This is a genomic window from Gilliamella sp. B3801 (assembly GCF_026536645.1).
Taxonomy (GTDB): Bacteria; Pseudomonadota; Gammaproteobacteria; order Enterobacterales; family Orbaceae; genus Gilliamella; species Gilliamella apicola_I.
This window is the reverse complement of the sequence record NZ_JAFNNR010000003.1, coordinates 244,086-262,579: the sequence shown is the minus strand read 5'-3', so window position 1 is coordinate 262,579 and position 18,494 is coordinate 244,086. Positions and strand designations below refer to the sequence as shown.

Below are 18,494 nucleotides of genomic sequence, written 5' to 3'. Positions count from 1 at the left end.
TTTAGCTAGCTCAAAAATAAGGGGCCTAATGCAAGATTAGGTATTTGATATTCTAGTGGATAATCCACCTGAACTAAATACAAACCTTCCGGTTTTGCTGTTGCTGCCGCCCGTGTTCTATCTTTAGCTTTCAATAAATCATCAATCCATTGCGGCTTTTGATTTTCAGCGCCAACTTCTAGCAAACTGCCGACGATATTCCTTACCATATGATGTACGAATGCATTCGCTTTTATATCCACAATCACATAGTCACCCTGTCTGGTTACACTAATTTGATGAATGTTTCGCCAAGGCGTTAACGACTGACATTGTGCGGCCCTAAATGATGAAAAGTCGTTTTCTCCTAACAGATATTGTGCAGCTTCATGCATGAGCTTTTCATTAAGGGGTAAATAGTAATGCGTAACCCCTTTTGATAAAATTGCTGGACGGTAACGGTGATTATAAATCACATAACGATAACGTCGAGCAGTTGCGCTGAATCTTGCATGAAAACTTTCCGCAACAGGTTGAGACCACCGCACCGCAATATTTGATGGTAAGTGGGAATTGACCCCCATTGTCCAAGCACTGTGAGATCGTTGTGCTTTTGTTTCAAAGTGAATAACTTGTCCTGTTGCATGGACCCCCGCATCCGTTCGACCTGCACAAAAAACCGTAATAGGCTCATCGGCGATAACCGATAAAGCAGACTCTAATCTTTCTTGGACTGAATCAACGGATTGTTGGCGTTGCCAACCAAAATATCCACTGCCATCATATTCAATACCCAGTGCAATTTTAGAGGTAGTCATTAATCAGCATCTCAAGCGTCTGGATGAGCATTATTCCACCTAAATAGCGAATATTATCAGCAACTGACCAAAATTGGATTTGTTCATAATGACCAAAACTATGCCTTAAATTGGATAATTTAATCGTCAAATTAGATTCTGATTCGGCATTAACTTCAGTAACAGGAGTTGAAAGCGTATCCCCTTGTAATTCAACACCATATTCGCTAAAACGTGCCATATCTAATTCAATCGGTAAACTGCTAGAAACATTTACCGCTTGAGCAAGTCCATAAAATACCGGAACAATAACAGATTCAATCGATATTGGTAGCTGATAATTATTGATAACTTTACGAATCTGATTTATCAGTGATTTTTCACCGTATGATGAATTATCAGATTCATGTGAAATAGGCAACAGATTGAAAGCAAGCTGTTTGTCGAATAAGTCATTATCAACAGGCATACCATTTAATAATCGAGCACTTTGACCAGCCAGTTCTTCAACGCCTGGTTTGCCATACATTGAAGAGGGAATGAAACTTGTTACATGCAAATTAGTGAGTAACTCGATATCCGTTAAAGGTGCAACACAGCGAAGTAATTGAGAAACGGGGGCACTGGCTACCGCAATAATGTTTTCGTTACGGTATTCAGCTAAAACATGATTGTTCACTTGTGGCACAATCAGTGGAATATGATCTTGATCAGCAAAGTAGCCACTTGCATCAATCACAATGCATCCTGCTTGTGCTGCTTGTTGAGCATATTTTTCACTGGTTTTCGCACCCGCGACAAAAAAAGCAAAATGGCATTGACTAAAGTCCATTTGAGCACTATCAATAACCGTTAAATTTTTACCTGCAAATCGAATAATCTCGCCAGCACTGTTATCACTGCCGACTAGGTAGAGATTATCAATTTCAATACTATGATTTTTTTGAGTATACTCTTGTAGTAACTCAATGAGCGCAGAACCTACTTGTCCTGTCGCACCAACAATGGCAATATTCCATGCTGACATATATAAACCCAATCAATAAAATTTATCAAAGATTATAACATTATATCTGTGAGGATAGCTGAAAAAAAAGAGCTATTAATTTTGGAAGCAAGATCGACAAATTCATTTTTTATCCGTTACACATTATAAAATTATGATTAAAGTGATGCACCATGTTACACGTTAAAATCCTATTTTATGAATAAAGTTACTTTAGCTGTGATTGCCCAAAAGGCAAATTTATCAATTGCGTCCGTGTCAAGAGTATTAAACACGCCCAATTTAACTTCTGCATTAACACAATCACGTGTTTATAAAGCAATTGAGGAGTTGGGGATTGATACACCCTTTAATACTAAACCCTATCATGTAGAGTGTGAAACGCAAAAAATTTTAATTATTGATAATCAATTATTCTCGCAAAGTTTAATCAATATTGGTTTAGAAAGTGGTTTAAAAGAAGCGGGATACCAATTTTTTTATTTACGCTTCGCCTATTCCAGCCCAAATGATATTCATCATTTAATTCGATATGCAACCCAAAACATTTTTGATGGTATCGTGATCATTAATGATGCTCCCTATTTAGATATCCTCAAAAACTACAAATCCACCTTACCACCTATTATTTTAGTTAACCATTTTTCGCTTGATTTTAATTGCGTTTATTTCGATCACTTGACCATAGCCTATAATATTACTCAATATTTAGTGCATCAAATACATAAAAAAATTGCAGTTATCATCAATGACAGTCATAAAAAGAGTTCAACTCTTTTTTTACAAGGTTATCAGCAAGCCCTTCTGAGGTCTAACATTAAGTTTGATCCTAATTACCTAATTCATCATTGCTTTAGTTATGAGCAAGGGCGTTCGGCTATCAAAAAATTAATTGAAAGTAACAAACCACCCACTGCGATTATTTGCTCGGATAATATTCATTTAAATTATTTGGATGAACAATATTATGATCAAAAAAATTCTCAACACCCTTTTGCTGCGGTACTGGGAATATTGCATCAAGTGAATCAAAGCAAGGAGCAGCTAACGACCCCTATCGCTATTACTTATATTAATCATTCAAAAGATCGTCAATATAATGAATTAGACCAGCTTAGCCGAATTTATAAACCTTTATCTAAAATGGGAAGAAAATCAGCCCGTTTACTTTGTGACATACTCAAACAAAAAACTGCATCAACTTTGCAATACCACCTTGTTGAAACAGAATCCCTATTTATTAACTAGTCTATAATTAAACATCGTCGCTATTATTAATAGTAGCAGAACGTTTATTTCTGTTGGATTCTGTTTTATGACTATGATGATATCAATCGTTTTGGTGAGAGTTTATTTTTTATCTGAACGCCCGCCCCGATAAATGTTTGATCTTGATAAATCCTGACTAACGTTTCTTGAGGTGAAGTTATCTCATCGTTAATGACCGTATCTATTTCTATCGTTCGACCTAATAAAATATGCTTACCTTGTTGTTCAGTGAGTGTGACCTTTGGGTACGCATTCATTGGGCTATCTACTGGCATTAACAAAGTATCTTTATCAGCTAAATTGTGTAGTGCATCTAAAGTTACCATTTGTTGAATGGGATAATTAGAAACTTGCAGACGTCTTAAATAAATGACATGTGCACCACAACTCAGTAATTCTCCTAAATCATCAATAATCGTTCGAATATACGTTCCCTTAGAGCAATGTATTTCTAAAGTTAATTCATGAGTATTGGCATCAAATTGGATAAATTGATTTTCGTAAACGGTAATGGGTCTTGCTTCTCGTTCAATGACAATGCCTTGCCGAGCATATTCATAAAGTGGTTTACCTTGGTGCTTTAATGCCGAAAACATGGTTGGCACTTGTAAAATATCCCCACGAAAATGCGTTAACGCTTCATCAATTTGTGATTGAGTAATATTGACAGGTTTAGAACAAATGATTTGACCGTCTGCATCTGACGTATCTGTTCGTTCACCTAGTTTAGCAATAACTTGATATCGTTTATCAGAATCTAACAAATATTGAGAAAATTTGGTCGCTTCACCAAAACAGATGGGTAACATGCCTGTCGCTAAAGGGTCGAGCGCACCTGTATGCCCTGCTTTTTTAGCGTTAAAGAGTCTTTTGACTTTTTGCAAAGCATCATTCGAGGTCATGCCTTGCGGCTTGTCTAATAACAAAACGCCGTGAAGTTCACGGCGAATTTTTTTAATATTCATTGTTAATTTCTTTATCTTAAAAAATAAAACCAACTAGATTTAGTTCAAAATCATGGCATTTTTTATGTTAATCTTTATGACGTTCGTTATCCTGTTTGATAACATCAGAGACTAAACTAGACATTTGCATACCTTTAACCAATGATTCATCATAAAAGAATTTGATTTCAGGAATAATACGTAAACGCATTGCTTTGCCTATTAAAGTTCGAATATATCCTTTCGCATCATTGAGTACGGTTAGACCTTGTTCAATAACTTGCGGATCATCATCATTTAAAAAAGTTACAAATACTTTCGCGTAGGAAAGGTCGCGTGAGATATCAACACCCGAAACAGTAACCATGCCTAGACGTGGATCTTTGATTTCGCGTTGTAGTATGATTGCAATCTCTTTTTGCAATTCATGTCCAACACGAGAAGAGCGATTAAATGCTTTTGCCATATCTATTTTCCTTAAAATATGAATAAGCAAGGCATAAACCTTGCTTATAACATGGTAATGTCATCGTTATTAAATTGTACGCTTGATTTCGATAGTTTCAAAGACTTCGATTGAATCCCCAACACGAACATCATTATAGTTACGTACACCAATACCACATTCCATTCCGTTACGAACTTCATTAACGTCATCTTTAAAGCGACGTAGTGATTCAAGTTCGCCTTCATAAATAACCACGTTATCACGTAAAACACGGATTGGATTATGACGTTTAACCACACCTTCAGTAACCATACAACCAGCGATTGCACCAAATTTAGGTGATTTAAACACATCACGGACTTCGGCAAGACCAATAATTTCTTGTTTGTACTCTGGAGCTAGCATACCACTCATGGCTTGTTTCACTTCATCAATCAGATCATAAATAACTGAATAGTAGCGAAGGTCTAAATTTTCTGTTTCAATCACTTTACGAGCTGAAGCATCGGCACGTACGTTAAAGCCTAAAATTATGGCATTCGATGCTGCTGCAAGCGATGCGTCCGTTTCGGTAATTCCACCAACACCCGAACCAATAATTTTAACTTTAACTTCATCGGTTGAGAGTTTAAGTAGTGAGTCAGAAATCGCTTCAACCGAACCTTGAACGTCGGCTTTTAGCACGATATTAAGTTCAGATACATCACCTTCAGTCATGTTAGTAAACATGTTTTCGAGTTTCGCTTTTTGTTGTCGAGCAAGTTTAACGTCACGGAATTTTCCTTGACGATATAATGCCACTTCACGTGCTTTCTTTTCATCACGTACAACTGTTGCTTCATCACCAGCAGAAGGTACGCCCGATAGACCTAAAATCTCAACAGGAATTGATGGACCTGCTTCAGTCACTTCTTTACCTAATTCGTTGCGCATTGCACGAATACGACCATATTCAAACCCACATAGAACGATATCGCCTTTACGTAATGTTCCTGATTGAACAAGTACTGTAGCAACAGAACCACGACCTTTATCAAGGAATGATTCAATAACCACACCACTAGCCATACCGGTTTCGTAAGCTGTGAGTTCAAGTACTTCCGCTTGTAACAAAATGGCTTCAAGCAGTTGATCTATACCTGTTCCTGCTTTAGCTGATACATGAACAAATTGTGTGTCTCCACCCCAATCTTCTGACATGACACCATATTGTGCAAGTTCACCTTTTACACGTTCTGGATCGGCTTCGGGTTTATCGATTTTGTTTACGGCAACAACCATAGGTACATTTGCAGCTTTAGCATGTTGGATTGCTTCGATAGTTTGAGGCATGACGCCATCATCAGCTGCCACGACAAGAACAACAATATCAGTTGCTCTTGCACCACGAGCACGCATTGAAGTAAATGCCGCATGTCCCGGTGTATCTAAGAAAGTGATCTCACCATTTGCTGTTTTAACATGATAAGCACCGATATGCTGAGTAATACCACCTGCTTCACCTGAGGCAACTTTTGCTTTACGAATATAGTCAAGCAATGAAGTTTTACCATGGTCTACATGTCCCATAATGGTCACAACCGGAGCCCGTGACACTTTTTCCGCACCCGTATCACGATCACTCATTAAAGATTCTTCTAGTTCGTTTTCACGACGAAGAACGACTTTGTGTCCCATTTCTTCAGCAACTAGCTGAGCTGTTTCCTGATCGATAACCTGATTAATGGTTGCCATTGCCCCCATTTTCATCATCGTTTTGATAACTTCTGAACCTTTTACTGCCATTTTGTTAGCGAGTTCAGCAACGGTAATCGTTTCACCGATAACTACATCTCGGTTAACCGCTTGTACAGGTTTATTAAAACTTTGTTGTAAGGTACTTTTACCTTTCTTTTTATTATTACCACGAGTAACAGCACGTGCTTCTTCACGTTCTGCTTTACCTTCAGATAATTTGCTGCCTTTTTTCTGTTTGGTCTGTTTTGCATTACGACCTCGACCACGTGCGCTTTCAACTTCACGGTCGGTATCGTCTTCTGCTGCGCGTGCAAATTTAGACGTAGTAACATGATAATCTTCTTCATCACCATTGTTGTCATTGTCATTATCATCAGCATCACTATATTGTTCTGCTAATTTTCGCGCTTCTTCAGCCATGCGTTTAGCTTCGGCTTCTAGTTTGCGACGATTTTCTTCTTCAGCTTTACGTTTAATTTCGTTAGCTTCGGCTTCAAGACGCGCTTTTTCTTCTTGTGCTTTTTTTACCTTAGGTGTCACTGATTGTTCTGCTGCTTTTTCAGCTTCTTTCGCTTTTGCTTCTTGTGCACGTTTTTCAGCTTCGGCCTCTTCACGTTTTTTGGCTTCTTGAGCAGCTAATTGTGCTTGTGCTTCAGCTTCTTTACGTGCTTTTAATTCAGCTTCCTGTTTGGCTTTGCGTTCAGCTTCAAGTCGTGCTTTTTCAAGTTCAGCAGGATCTTGCTTAACAATTGTACGTTTTTTGCGTACTTCTATTTTAATTTCTTTGCTTTTGCCACCGCCACTCGATACATTCAAGGTAGAATGTGTTTTACGTTGTAACGTTAATTTTGTTGGGCCTTGCTGAGGATTTAGATGCGCAAGCAAAGCTTCTTTTTCCTTTTGTGTAACAGTATCTGTTGCAGTTTTTTTAATACCTGCATCAGCAAACTGTTGCAAAAGTGTTTGCACTGGAGTATTTATCTCTTGAGCCAGTGTTTCGATTGATACTTTGGTCATGTATTACTATCCCTCAATTATTCATTTGCAAACCAACAAATATTACGAGCAGCCATAATAAAGTCGCCAGCTTGATTACTTGTTAAACCTTCAATCCCGACTAGATCATCTGTACCTTGTTCAGCTAAGTCTTCCAAGGTGATTACATCATGTTGGGCTAATTGATAGGCTAATTCTTGTGTCATACCTGGCAAATCTAATAAATCTTGCGCAGGTCGTTTATCACCACTATTAGCTAATGCTATTGTAGTTAATGCATCTTTGGCTCTATTTCTTAATGCTTCAACGAGTTCTTCATCAAGTTCTTCAATTTCAAGCAATTCATCAACAGGAACGTAAGCAAGTTCTTCCAGTGAAGTAAATCCTTCTTCTACTAAAAGTTTTGCTAACTCTTCATCAATGTCCAGATGTTTAATCAGATTATTAATTGCTGCAAATGATTCTGCATGATGCTTTTCTTGCAAATCTTCGGTGCTCATGACATTTAATGTCCAACCGGTTAGCTGCGAAGCTAAACGAATATTTTGACCGTTACGACCAATTGCCTGTGGTAAAGTATCAGCATTAACAGCAACATCCATTGTATGTTTATCTTCATCAACAACAATGGAAACCACATCGGCAGGCGCCATAGCATTAATTACAAATTGTGCCGGATTATCATCCCATAAAACGATATCAATACGCTCACCACCAAATTCATTGGATACAGCCTGAACACGCGCACCACGCATCCCAACACAAGCACCAACAGGATCGATACGACGATCATTACTGCTTACTGCGATTTTCGCGCGTGAACCTGGATCACGAGCAACGCCTTTAATATCAATCATTTCTTCGCCAATTTCTGGTACTTCAATGCGGAATAACTCTTCCATCATTTGTGGATTTGAACGACTGATACAAAGTTGTGCCGGTTTATTATCTTGTTCAACTAAATATAAGATCCCGCGAACCCTATCGCCTATACGAAAGTTTTCACGTGGTAACATATCATGGCGGGACATCATCGCATCAGCATTATTTCCTAAGTCAAGGATAACGCTATCACGATTAGTCTTTTTAACAATACCTGTTACGATATCTCCAATTCGATTTCTAAACATGTCGATAACCATCGCACGTTCAGCTTCACGAACTTTTTGCACAATCACTTGTTTGGCTGTTTGCGTAGTAATACGGTCGAAGGCAACCGATTCTATCTGCTCTTGAACGTAATCACCAATTTTTACTGAAGGATCTTCGTATTGCGCAGCTTCTAAAGTCATTTCTTTCGTCGGTTGAGTAACTTCGTTCACAACAAGCCAACGACGGAATGTGTCATAATCACCCGTTTTGTGATCAATCTTAACGACAACATCAATATCAACTGTATGTTTCTTTTTGGTTGCCGTCGCTAATGCGGTTTCTAACGCCTCAAAAATTTTATCTCGCGTAAGTGCTTTTTCATTTGATACCGCTTCAACAACAGCTAAAATTTCTTTATTCATCCTTTACACCCGTACTCTATTTAAGGTTAAAATTAGGTACAATGTTTGCTTTTTGTATATTACTAAAAGCAAATACCTCATCATTATTATCAACTGTTAATGTAATCATCTCATTATCAATGGATTTAATATGTCCTTTCCATTTACGACGATTAGCAACAGGGATACGTAAACTCATCGTAATTTCTTCACCAATAAAACGTTTATAATGCTCAAGCGTGAATAATGGTCTGTCCATACCTGGCGATGAGACTTCAAGATTGTAGGCATCTTTGATAGGATCTTCGACATCAAGTACCGCACTAATTTGTCGGCTAACATCAGCACAATCATCAACAGAAATACCCTCTTCACTATCAATATAAACTCGTAACACTGGGTAACGGCCACGGATATATTCAATACCGACTAATTCAAAACCAAGCGCATTAACAGGCTCTTGAATGATATCGGTCAATTGTTGCTCTATATTAGCCAAACAAACCTCCACTGCAGAAAATAAAAAAGGGCATGAAGCCCAACATTCCTTAAAAACTTACGCTTAAATCGAAACGTAAAAAAACCTCGACATGCGAGGCTTACATTTAAAACTAACTATAATGAAGCCACTTGTTTCGAACTTTCATGCAATAATAACAGGATAAATGGTTATGGATGAAAAGTTAAGTGGTTGCGGGGGCTGGATTTGAACCAACGACCTTCGGGTTATGAGCCCGACGAGCTACCAAGCTGCTCCACCCCGCGATAGATGGTTGATGAGTATACTATATTTTGAAAAAAATGCAACTGAAAATCACGCTTTTTTAACAGTTTTACTTGAAGTTATTGAAATATTTCAGATAGTCATTTTGTCTTATTTTTTTAATTACTCACATTAAATTACATTATAATATTTTCTAATGAAATCATAAGGATTTCCGCTGATTTTTCAGCGGAAAAACGTGTTTTTGTGATTAATATTAAATAACGATTTTTGGAGGCTATTTTATAGTTGCATTTTTCATTTTATTGACAAAAATAGCTAATTCATGCAACATTTTTTGAGGGTTATCCAAATGTTGCTCAATAATTTTGACTGTCGCAGAACCAGCAATTGCTCCCGCTGCTCCCGATTTAATTGCTTCACTTACTTGGTTAGGATCAGATATACCAAATCCTTGAATAGCAGGAGGTGCATTAAATTCAATGAGTTTTTTCAATAAATGGGTAAGGGGTTTATTGGCACGATTTTCAGTTCCTGTAACACCAGCGCGAGACACCAAATAAGTATACCCTTTACCATATTTAGCAATATTTTTAATCACTTCATCATCGGCATTAGGTGGACAAATAAATATAGGGGCAATACCATTTTTTTCAGCTGAGCCTATAAACTCTTGCGCATACTCAACAGGTAAATCTGCAATCAATACTGAATCTATCCCTGCTTTAGCGCACTTGGCATAGAAGTTATCAATACCATTTTTGAACACTAAGTTAGCATAGATGAGTAATCCAATAGGAATATGAGTATTATCATGTCGAATTTTGGTTAAAATTTCAAAGCATTTATCAACGGTGATACCGCCTTGAAATGCTCGTATATTGGCGTTTTGAATGGTGGGACCATCCGCCATAGGATCTGAAAATGGAATACCAAGTTCCAACGCATCAGCACCCGCATCAATTAATGTTTGAATTATTTGTAATGAGAGCTTTGGATTGGGATCACCAACGGGAACAAAAGGAACAAATGCACCTCGTTTTTCTTGCTTTAACTTATCAAATAGTTTTTGATAGCGGCTCATTCGACTTCTCCTTTTGCTTTTAAAATATCATAAACAGTAAAGATATCTTTATCGCCACGACCAGATAAATTGACAATTAATAACTGTTCTTTGTTTGGATTTTCTTTGATCATCTTAATAGCGTACGCTAAGGCATGCGATGACTCTAATGCGGGGATTATGCCTTCACTACGTGATAGAGCTTTAAAGGCCGCTAATGCTTCGTCATCAGTAATCGATACATAATCAGCCCGTCCAATACTGTCTAAATATGCATGTTGAGGCCCTACCGACGGAAAATCCAAACCCGCAGATATCGAGTAAGATTCTTCAATTTGTCCTTCATCAGTTTGCATCATTGGCGATTTCATCCCAAAATAAATGCCTAGTTTACCATGTTTTAATGATGCGCCATGCTCGCCACTTTCAATACCATGACCACCCGGTTCAACACCAATTAATCTGACCGATTTATCTTCAATAAAATTGGCAAACATTCCAATAGCGTTTGACCCCCCTCCAACACAAGCAATGACAGCATCAGGCAAGCGACCTTCTTTTTCTAAAATTTGCTGTTTTGCTTCACGGCTGATCATTTGTTGAAACTCTCGGACAATGGTCGGAAACGGATGCGGTCCGGCAGCTGTGCCTAACATATAATGTGCTTTTTCATAACTACCTGACCAGTCTCGTAATGCTTCGTTACAAGCATCTTTCAATGTTGCAGAACCCGTTTCAACAGGAATGACTGTTGCGCCCATTAAACGCATTCTAAAGACATTGGGTGCTTGGCGCTTAACATCTTTTGCCCCCATATAAATGCGGCATTTTAGACCTAATAGTGCGCATGCTAAAGCCGATGCAACGCCATGTTGCCCTGCACCGGTTTCGGCGATTATTTCCGTTTTTCCCATTCTTTTGGCTAGTAAAGCTTGCCCTAATACTTGATTTGTTTTGTGTGCCCCACCATGCACAAGATCTTCTCGTTTTAAATAGAGTTTAGTTTTCGTACCCGCCGTTAAATTTTTACATAATGTGAGTGCTGTAGGTCGACCTGCATAGTTAACTAACAAATCGTTAAACTCTTTTTGGAAGCTGGGATCGTTGATCGCAGAGATAAAAGCATCCTCAAGTTGTTCAAGTACAGGCATCAATATTTGAGGGACATATTGCCCGCCAAATTCACCAAAATAAGGATTTAATTTAGACATAACCATTCCTTTTTAAAATTAATTAAATTTGTTCAAATACGGCTTTAATTTTCTGTTTATCTTTAATTCCAGCAGACATTTCCACACCGGAATTAATATCAACGCCAATAACTTTAGTGGCTAATGCAGATTTGACATTTTGTGGATTTATACCACCCGCTAAAATCACATTATTTAAATCCAGTCCATTTAGTAATGACCAATCAAAACGTTGTCCTGTTCCCCCTGCTCCATGATCAAAGATATAGCGACTAATTAGCGGATGATGATGTTCTGGGATGACATCGCTAATACTTAGCGCTTTCCAGATTTGACAGGATTGAGGCAGCTGTTGACGTAAGGTTTGTAAATACTCTTCGTTTTCATCGCCATGTAATTGAACGGCATAAAGTGATAATTGTTTGGCAATTTGACTTACTTGCTCGATGTCTTCATTTTTAAACACACCAACCCAATTAAGTGGAGCCACTGACATAAGCGAACGCGCTTTAATGGGTGAAATATAGCGTGGTGATTGGGGGACAAAAATTAATCCACCATAAACAGCGCCAGCTTGATAAGCCGCAACAGCATCTTCTGTTCGCGTCAAACCACATACTTTATTTTCACCTAGCATAACTTTTCGAATCGCTATCGCTAAGTTAGATTCCGACATTAATGCACTTCCAATTAAAAAACCATTAGCAAATTGACTGAGTTCTTTCACCTGATTATGGGTGTATATACCTGATTCACTGATAATGATGCGATCCGTCGGAATTGTTTTAGACAAATTCTTGACCCGATTTAAATCGACACTTAAATCACGTAAATTACGATTATTTATACCGATGACTTTAGCACCAAGTTCAATGGCTCGTTCGACTTCTTTTTCAGTACTCGCTTCAGTTAGTACACCCATATTAAGTTGATGAGCAATCTGACTTAAATGACGATATTCATCATCGGTAACAACAGATAGCATTAATAAAATAGCATCTGCTTGATAATAACGCGCTAAATAGATTTGGTATTCGTCAATAATAAAATCTTTACATAGAACGGGTTGTGTCACTTCGTTGCGAACAATTGGCAAAAATTCAAAACGACCTTGAAAGTATTTTTCATCAGTCAGTACAGAAATAGCCGAAGCATAATCTTTATAGACTTTAGCAATACTCGCTGGATCAAAATCGTTACGAATTAAGCCTTTTGAAGGTGACGCTTTTTTACACTCTAAAATAAACACCGTTTTAGGCTGATTTAAGGCTTGATAAAAATCACGATCACTTGGTTTAATTTCTGATTGAAATGTGTCTAGTGGTTTTTGTTTTTTTTGTTCGATTAGCCATTGCTTTTTATCATCAATGATCTGTTTTAAAACAGTCGCCATTTCAACATTTTCGGTTAATGTATTTACAACCATGTTACTCTCCATTTTACCTTGCTGCTAATTGTTGTAACAGCGTATAGGCTTTGCCACTATGCATCATATCAATTGCTTGCTGCGCATTTTGTTTTAAATCTGACTGACCAAACAGGCTCATTAACATGGCGACATTAGCAGCAATGGCTGCTTCATGCGCCGGTTTACCATGACCTTGTAAAATGGCTATTAACATATCACGATTCATCTCAGGTGTACCGCCTTCAATGTCTTTTAAGGTATACTGTTTTAGCCCAAAATCTTGTGGTGTCAAAGTAAAATAACGAATATTGCCATTTCGAATTTCAGCCACTTGGGTTTCACCATGAATAGCAACTTCATCCATTCCAGATCCATGTACCACGTAAGCATGAGTATAACCTAGCATTTTTAGCGTTTCAGCAATCGGTTTAATTAAATCGGGATGATAAACTCCTAATAAAATACGTTTAGGTCTGGACGGATTTATCAACGGCCCAAGCACATTGAAAATAGTCCTTGTTTTTAATTGCTGACGTACGGGCGCAGCATGACGAAAGCCTGAATGATATTGTTGAGCAAATAAAAAACAGACCCCCAATTCATCTAATGCTTTACGAGATGCTTCCGCAGGCATATTTAACTTTATCCCTAAAGCGGATAATACATCGGACGATCCCGATTTACTTGATACACCACGATTACCATGCTTAGCCACTTTATAGCCTAATGCTGCTGCAACAAAAGCGCTTGCTGTGGAGATATTAATACTATTGGTGCCATCGCCACCGGTTCCCACAATATCGGTAAAGTCATAATCGGGAATATCAAAACTATCCGCATTTTCCAGCAAGGCTTGAGCAGCGCCAGCAATTTCATCAGGTTTTTCACCCCTTACTTTCATGCTAATCACCGCAGTTGCTAAAACGGTTGGTTCAATTTTGCCTTGAATAATAAGATTAAATAGAATTTTACTCTCATTTTGGGTTAATGTTTGTCCTAAATACAATTTATTAATAATAGGTTGAATGTTGTATTCTTGTTTATCAATAATGGCCTCAGGTTTCGATTGTGACTCTGATTGTGGTGGATTGAGTGCCCACTCAATCGTTTGTTCTAACAATTTTAGACCTTGAATCGTTAAAATTGATTCGGGGTGAAATTGAAAGCCATAAACCCGATCATGATCATTGCGCACCGCCATTACAATATTATTACAAAGTGCATTAATGGTGAGTGTATTTGGAATATTTTCGCCTTTTAATGAATGGTATCGAGCAACAGGTAGTGGGTTGGGTAACCCTTTAAACATAGCTTGTTCATCGTGTTCAATAAGCGATGCTTTACCATGTAAGATATCACCTGCTGGTACAATACTTCCCCCATAGGACTCGACAATTGCTTGATGACCAAGACAGATACCAATTATTGGCAATTTTCCTTTCAGACGCTTAAGTAGTTCTGGCATGCATCCTGCTTCGCTTGGCGTACCGGGACCTGGTGATAGCATTAAAATAGGATTTTGCATTTGAGATAATTTTTCAATAATGACGTCGGCTGGAATCGTATTACGATAAACAGTGACACAATGTTTGCTATTACGCAGTTGATCGACTAAGTTATAAGTAAAGGAATCAACATTATCAATAAATAAAATATTAGCCATTAAAATACACCTTCTACATGATGTGCTGCCATAATCGCACGAACAACGGCACGAGCTTTATTACGTGACTCATCAGACTCAAATTGTGGTTCTGAATCTAACACTACCCCCCCACCTGCTTGAACGGTTGCAATTCCTGCTTCCACGTAGGCACTACGAATGACTATGCAAGTATCCAAATCGCCATTGGCGGTAAAATATCCAACCGCTCCACCGTAACTACCTCGTTTAATTTTTTCCGATTCAGCAATTAATTGCATGGCTCGAACTTTCGGCGCTCCCGTTAACGTTCCCATATTCATTGTTGCTTGATAAGCATGTAAGGCATCCAAATCATGTCTTAATTGTCCCACCACTCTTGATACCAAATGCATAACAAAAGAGTAACGATCAACTTTTAATAATTCTTTAGTATAGCGAGTACCGGGTTGACATATACGCGCTAAATCATTACGGGCTAAGTCAACTAACATTAAATGTTCTGCTAACTCTTTCTTATCGGTACGCATATCAAGTTCTAATCGACTGTCTAAATCATAATCAATTTCACCATTCGCCGTTAATCCTCGAGGGCGAGTACCAGCAATCGGGTAGATTTCAACTTGATTTGTCACTTTAGTATATTTAAGCGCGCTTTCAGGTGATGCCCCAAACAAGACAAAATCACGATCTTGCATATAAAACATATATGGACTTGGATTGTTATTTTTTAGCACTTGATAAGCCGATAATGGGGCTGGACAAGGTAACGTAAAACGTCTGGAAGGCACTGCCTGAAAAATTTCGCCTTGTTGGATAGCATCTTGCATTTTTTTTACAACCGTGTTGAAATCGTCATCACTTTTATTACACGTAACATCAATGCTTGCCAGTGATTGAGTTTGAATTGGTTTCATCGGCTTGCTTAATCTCACATCTAATTCAGCTAAACGATGAGTTAAGCGAGATATTTCAATCTGATCTGACGTAAAAGCGGTAGCCTTCAAAATTGATACATGATCTTGATGATTAATTTCTAATAGAGTTTCCGCTAAATAGAAACAAAAATCTTGGCAACGTTGTTCTGTTGGTAAAATAGGTAAGTTTTCAAATCCTGCCACCAAGTCATAACAAAATAACCCACCAACAAATATGACATCCGAGCTACTTTGTTCAGGGATATTTACTATTTTAAGTAAAGTTCTTAACGCATCGAAAATCGATAGCGACTTTAAACGAGAATCCTCATCTTGCAGGCTATCAATCGTTGGAAAACTCAAGGTTAATTTTTGGGAATGATCGAATATTTTAATGACCTTTTCGTCAAAAGCATGGTGCAATAAAGGTAACAACTTTTCACCATTAGTGGTCAAGGCTTCAAAAGTCACTTGCGTGTTTATTGCCGAGATACGTAATGCACTATCAACAATCATGACACTTTTAATACCTTGCTTATTATCAATTTCAGCCGATTCGAGCAATAACGTTGCAGGACGATTTTCACATAATTGGTTAAATACTAACGTCGGATCTTGATGATAACAAATAGTTTTAGTTAGCTGGGTTAAAGTTGGCTTATTCATTGTCGACTCACTATTATCAAATTTTTATTTAATTTTTTTATCATTAATTCAAAACTAAAAAACCCGCTTTAAGCGGGTTTATGAAAAAAACAGATAATCACATCACCCGAAATAGCTAATGTGCCACCGACCAAAGCCTATGAATGAATAAATAACTAGGTATAAGTACTGTAATGTCATCATCATTATCTGTTTAATATATTTTGTACTATTAAACTAGTTCATTAGTGTGTTGTCAACAATTAAATTTAAGTAAAGTATCGATAATCGTTTTAATATAAATAAGTTAATAATAACTAGTCAAATTAGAAATTTATCATTAAAATAGCCCCGAATTCTAATTACTAAGGAAATGTTGTCTATGCCTACTTTTTACATCGTTATTGGCGTTATCGTTATACTTGCTTTAATTACTGTATTAAAAGCCATTACTATTGTTCCGCAAGGTTTTCAATATACTATAGAGCGCTTTGGTAAATATACCCATACTCTTGAACCCGGATTAAATATCATTATTCCATTTATGGATGGTGTGGGACGAAAAATTAATATGATGGAACAAGTGCTTGATATTCCATCACAAGAAGTAATTTCAAAAGATAATGCGAATGTGCAAATTGATGCGGTTTGTTTTATCCAAGTACAAGATGCAGCAAGAGCCGCTTATCAAGTTAATCAATTAGAGCGTGCTGTGATTAACTTAATGATGACCAATATACGTACTGTACTGGGTAGTATGGAACTTGATGAAATGTTATCACAACGTGATCATATTAACTCAAAATTATTGGGTATTGTCGATGATGCAACTAGCCCTTGGGGGATTAAAATTACCCGTATTGAAATTCGTGACGTTCGTCCACCTGCTGAATTAATTGCAGCTATGAATGCTCAAATGAAAGCAGAACGTAATAAGCGTGCTGAAATTCTTGAAGCAGAAGGGGTGCGTCAAGCGGCTATTTTACGTTCTGAAGGTGAAAAACAATCTGAAATTTTGAAAGCTGAAGGTGAAAGAGAAGCCGCATTCTTACAAGCTGAAGCGCGTGAACGTGCCGCTGAAGCTGAAGCAAAAGCGACACAAATGGTGTCCCAAGCAATTGCTGCCGGGAATATTAATGCGATTAACTACTTCGTTGCCCAAAAATATACCGAAGCATTACAACAAATCGGTTCATCAGATAACAGTAAAGTTATTATGATGCCACTTGATGCATCTAATTTAATCGGCAGTATTGGTGGTATTGCAGAATTAATTAAAGAATCAAAAACTAATTCATAATAATTTTTCGATATTTATGCCTCTAATTTAGCGAATTTACACAGTGCTAAATCAGAGGCATTATTTTAATTTTTATAAAATGAAAGGTAAAAAATAATGGCTGATTTTTTTACAGTTATTTATAACTCTCCTCAATGGATTTTCATTGCCTTAGGCGTTATTTTTCTGATTGCCGAATTATTGGGTATAGGTGGATATGCACTTTGGTGTGGAATTTCAGCCATTTGTGTGGGAATAATAGCTTGGGTAATTCCATTATCTTGGCCAACTTTATGGTTCTTATTTTCAATTTTTACGGTCGTTTCTGTTTATCTCTGGTATGTCTGGCTTAAAAGCAAAGGAAAACATCGTTCAAGTAAAAACCAAATTAATCAACCTCAACAAGACTTAATTGGTATTAAAACCGTTGTCACTGATGCAATTATTAATGGTACTGGTCGAGTTAAAATTAAAGATGGCACATGGTCAGCTAGATGTAATCAAGATTTACCAGTAGGTCAATCCGTTATTGTTACTTCTGTCGATGGAATAATTTTAAGTGTTGAACCTATCATTTAAAATGTTTTCATATCATATTTGAAAAACAAATATCAGAAAAATGACATTGAGAAGATGATTGAAATTTGTAAAGAAAATAAGATTTACATATGGAAAGATGATACCCAAAATGCACCAAAATTTATGCAATCTTTATTGTGTAACAAAGCAGTATCATTGATTCGATACTATTAATCTTAACATTCATTTATCCTATTAGCCAATAATCATTATTGGCTAATTTTTTTAGTTAATAAACCGTAAATATTTGTTATAACAGTGACGATAAATTGTTCACCTTCGTTTGACTTATCGATGCGATATGCTATCACACTGGTAATGACATATAGAGAGTTATGCCGACAACGCTAATTTTTTTAATTTAACAAACCTTATAAT

The 18,494-nt window shown here is 37.3% G+C and carries 15 protein-coding genes and 1 tRNA gene; 3 read left to right on the top strand and 13 right to left on the bottom strand.

The genetic code is table 11. The features are described 5' to 3' along the window. Positions 1–5 precede the first annotated feature (5 nt). Both truA and J3U14_RS03985 read right to left on the bottom strand, forming a co-directional pair. A complete protein-coding gene (gene truA / locus J3U14_RS03990; protein WP_267350512.1) occupies positions 6–797 on the bottom strand; it encodes a tRNA pseudouridine(38-40) synthase TruA in 792 nt (263 codons plus the stop codon). Then, on the bottom strand, positions 784–1,803 hold the full coding sequence (locus tag J3U14_RS03985) for an aspartate-semialdehyde dehydrogenase (protein ID WP_267350513.1): 1,020 nt from the start codon (positions 1,801–1,803) through the stop codon (positions 784–786). Before J3U14_RS03985 ends, truA begins: the two co-directional genes overlap by 14 nt. Before the next feature lie 177 nt (positions 1,804–1,980). On the opposite strand from J3U14_RS03985, the gene J3U14_RS03980 reads away from it, so the two are divergent. Next, the gene (locus J3U14_RS03980; RefSeq protein WP_267350515.1) at positions 1,981–3,030 is read left to right on the top strand and encodes a LacI family DNA-binding transcriptional regulator; all 1,050 of its coding nucleotides are present in this window, start codon (positions 1,981–1,983) and stop codon (positions 3,028–3,030) included. Between the two features lie 71 nt (positions 3,031–3,101). Here J3U14_RS03980 and truB read toward each other — a convergent pair whose 3' ends face one another. The 11 genes from truB to J3U14_RS03925 all read right to left on the bottom strand — a co-directional run bounded on the left by truB (position 3,102) and on the right by J3U14_RS03925 (position 16,279). After that, positions 3,102–4,016, bottom strand: a complete 915-nt coding sequence (gene truB, locus J3U14_RS03975) for a tRNA pseudouridine(55) synthase TruB (RefSeq protein WP_267350517.1) — start codon at positions 4,014–4,016, stop codon at positions 3,102–3,104. A 67-nt stretch (positions 4,017–4,083) separates the two neighbouring features. Beyond that, the gene (gene rbfA, locus J3U14_RS03970; protein ID WP_065559531.1) at positions 4,084–4,461 is read right to left on the bottom strand and encodes a 30S ribosome-binding factor RbfA; all 378 of its coding nucleotides are present in this window, start codon (positions 4,459–4,461) and stop codon (positions 4,084–4,086) included. Positions 4,462–4,530: 69 nt separating this feature from the next. Beyond that, positions 4,531–7,197 (bottom strand): translation initiation factor IF-2, encoded by a 2,667-nt coding sequence (gene infB, locus J3U14_RS03965; RefSeq protein WP_267350519.1) that lies wholly within the window; start codon positions 7,195–7,197, stop codon positions 4,531–4,533. 17 nt (positions 7,198–7,214) lie between these two features. After that, on the bottom strand, positions 7,215–8,690 hold the full coding sequence (gene nusA, locus J3U14_RS03960) for a transcription termination factor NusA (protein ID WP_065559533.1): 1,476 nt from the start codon (positions 8,688–8,690) through the stop codon (positions 7,215–7,217). 16 nt (positions 8,691–8,706) lie between these two features. After that, positions 8,707–9,168 carry a ribosome maturation factor RimP gene (gene rimP / locus J3U14_RS03955; protein WP_065559534.1) on the bottom strand — a complete coding sequence of 154 codons (462 nt, stop codon included), beginning with the start codon at positions 9,166–9,168 and terminating at the stop codon, positions 8,707–8,709. Positions 9,169–9,357: 189 nt separating this feature from the next. Continuing rightward, positions 9,358–9,434, bottom strand: a tRNA-Met gene (locus J3U14_RS03950). A gap of 236 nt (positions 9,435–9,670) precedes the next feature. Next, complete coding sequence (trpA, locus tag J3U14_RS03945; protein WP_267350520.1) at positions 9,671–10,477, bottom strand: tryptophan synthase subunit alpha; 807 nt, start codon at positions 10,475–10,477, stop codon at positions 9,671–9,673. Next, the gene (gene trpB, locus J3U14_RS03940; protein WP_255556761.1) at positions 10,474–11,667 is read right to left on the bottom strand and encodes a tryptophan synthase subunit beta; all 1,194 of its coding nucleotides are present in this window, start codon (positions 11,665–11,667) and stop codon (positions 10,474–10,476) included. Before trpB ends, trpA begins: the two co-directional genes overlap by 4 nt. A 22-nt stretch (positions 11,668–11,689) precedes the next feature. Further along, positions 11,690–13,072, bottom strand: coding sequence for a bifunctional indole-3-glycerol-phosphate synthase TrpC/phosphoribosylanthranilate isomerase TrpF (gene trpCF, locus J3U14_RS03935; RefSeq protein WP_324169807.1), 1,383 nt, complete (start codon positions 13,070–13,072; stop codon positions 11,690–11,692). Positions 13,073–13,085: 13 nt separating this feature from the next. Continuing rightward, complete coding sequence (gene trpD / locus J3U14_RS03930; RefSeq protein ID WP_267350523.1) at positions 13,086–14,717, bottom strand: bifunctional anthranilate synthase glutamate amidotransferase component TrpG/anthranilate phosphoribosyltransferase TrpD; 1,632 nt, start codon at positions 14,715–14,717, stop codon at positions 13,086–13,088. After that, the gene (locus J3U14_RS03925; protein WP_267350525.1) at positions 14,717–16,279 is read right to left on the bottom strand and encodes an anthranilate synthase component 1; all 1,563 of its coding nucleotides are present in this window, start codon (positions 16,277–16,279) and stop codon (positions 14,717–14,719) included. Before J3U14_RS03925 ends, trpD begins: the two co-directional genes overlap by 1 nt. 361 nt (positions 16,280–16,640) lie before the next feature. On the opposite strand from J3U14_RS03925, the gene J3U14_RS03920 reads away from it, so the two are divergent. After that, the gene (locus tag J3U14_RS03920; protein ID WP_065559539.1) at positions 16,641–17,558 is read left to right on the top strand and encodes an SPFH domain-containing protein; all 918 of its coding nucleotides are present in this window, start codon (positions 16,641–16,643) and stop codon (positions 17,556–17,558) included. Positions 17,559–17,654: 96 nt separating this feature from the next. Continuing rightward, the gene (locus J3U14_RS03915; protein WP_267350526.1) at positions 17,655–18,116 is read left to right on the top strand and encodes an NfeD family protein; all 462 of its coding nucleotides are present in this window, start codon (positions 17,655–17,657) and stop codon (positions 18,114–18,116) included. Positions 18,117–18,494 lie beyond the last annotated feature (378 nt).

Coding starts and splice junctions, on each gene's coding strand:
- truA (WP_267350512.1), bottom strand. CDS start 797: ATGACTACCTCTAAAATTGCACTGGGTATTGAATATGATGGCAGTGGA.
- rbfA (WP_065559531.1), bottom strand. CDS start 4,461: ATGGCAAAAGCATTTAATCGCTCTTCTCGTGTTGGACATGAATTGCAA.
- infB (WP_267350519.1), bottom strand. CDS start 7,197: ATGACCAAAGTATCAATCGAAACACTGGCTCAAGAGATAAATACTCCA.
- J3U14_RS03980 (WP_267350515.1), top strand. CDS start 1,981: ATGAATAAAGTTACTTTAGCTGTGATTGCCCAAAAGGCAAATTTATCA.
- nusA (WP_065559533.1), bottom strand. CDS start 8,690: ATGAATAAAGAAATTTTAGCTGTTGTTGAAGCGGTATCAAATGAAAAA.
- trpD (WP_267350523.1), bottom strand. CDS start 14,717: ATGGCTAATATTTTATTTATTGATAATGTTGATTCCTTTACTTATAAC.
- trpB (WP_255556761.1), bottom strand. CDS start 11,667: ATGTCTAAATTAAATCCTTATTTTGGTGAATTTGGCGGGCAATATGTC.
- truB (WP_267350517.1), bottom strand. CDS start 4,016: ATGAATATTAAAAAAATTCGCCGTGAACTTCACGGCGTTTTGTTATTA.
- trpCF (WP_324169807.1), bottom strand. CDS start 13,072: ATGGTTGTAAATACATTAACCGAAAATGTTGAAATGGCGACTGTTTTA.
- trpA (WP_267350520.1), bottom strand. CDS start 10,477: ATGAGCCGCTATCAAAAACTATTTGATAAGTTAAAGCAAGAAAAACGA.
- J3U14_RS03925 (WP_267350525.1), bottom strand. CDS start 16,279: ATGAATAAGCCAACTTTAACCCAGCTAACTAAAACTATTTGTTATCAT.
- J3U14_RS03915 (WP_267350526.1), top strand. CDS start 17,655: ATGGCTGATTTTTTTACAGTTATTTATAACTCTCCTCAATGGATTTTC.
- J3U14_RS03920 (WP_065559539.1), top strand. CDS start 16,641: ATGCCTACTTTTTACATCGTTATTGGCGTTATCGTTATACTTGCTTTA.
- J3U14_RS03985 (WP_267350513.1), bottom strand. CDS start 1,803: ATGTCAGCATGGAATATTGCCATTGTTGGTGCGACAGGACAAGTAGGT.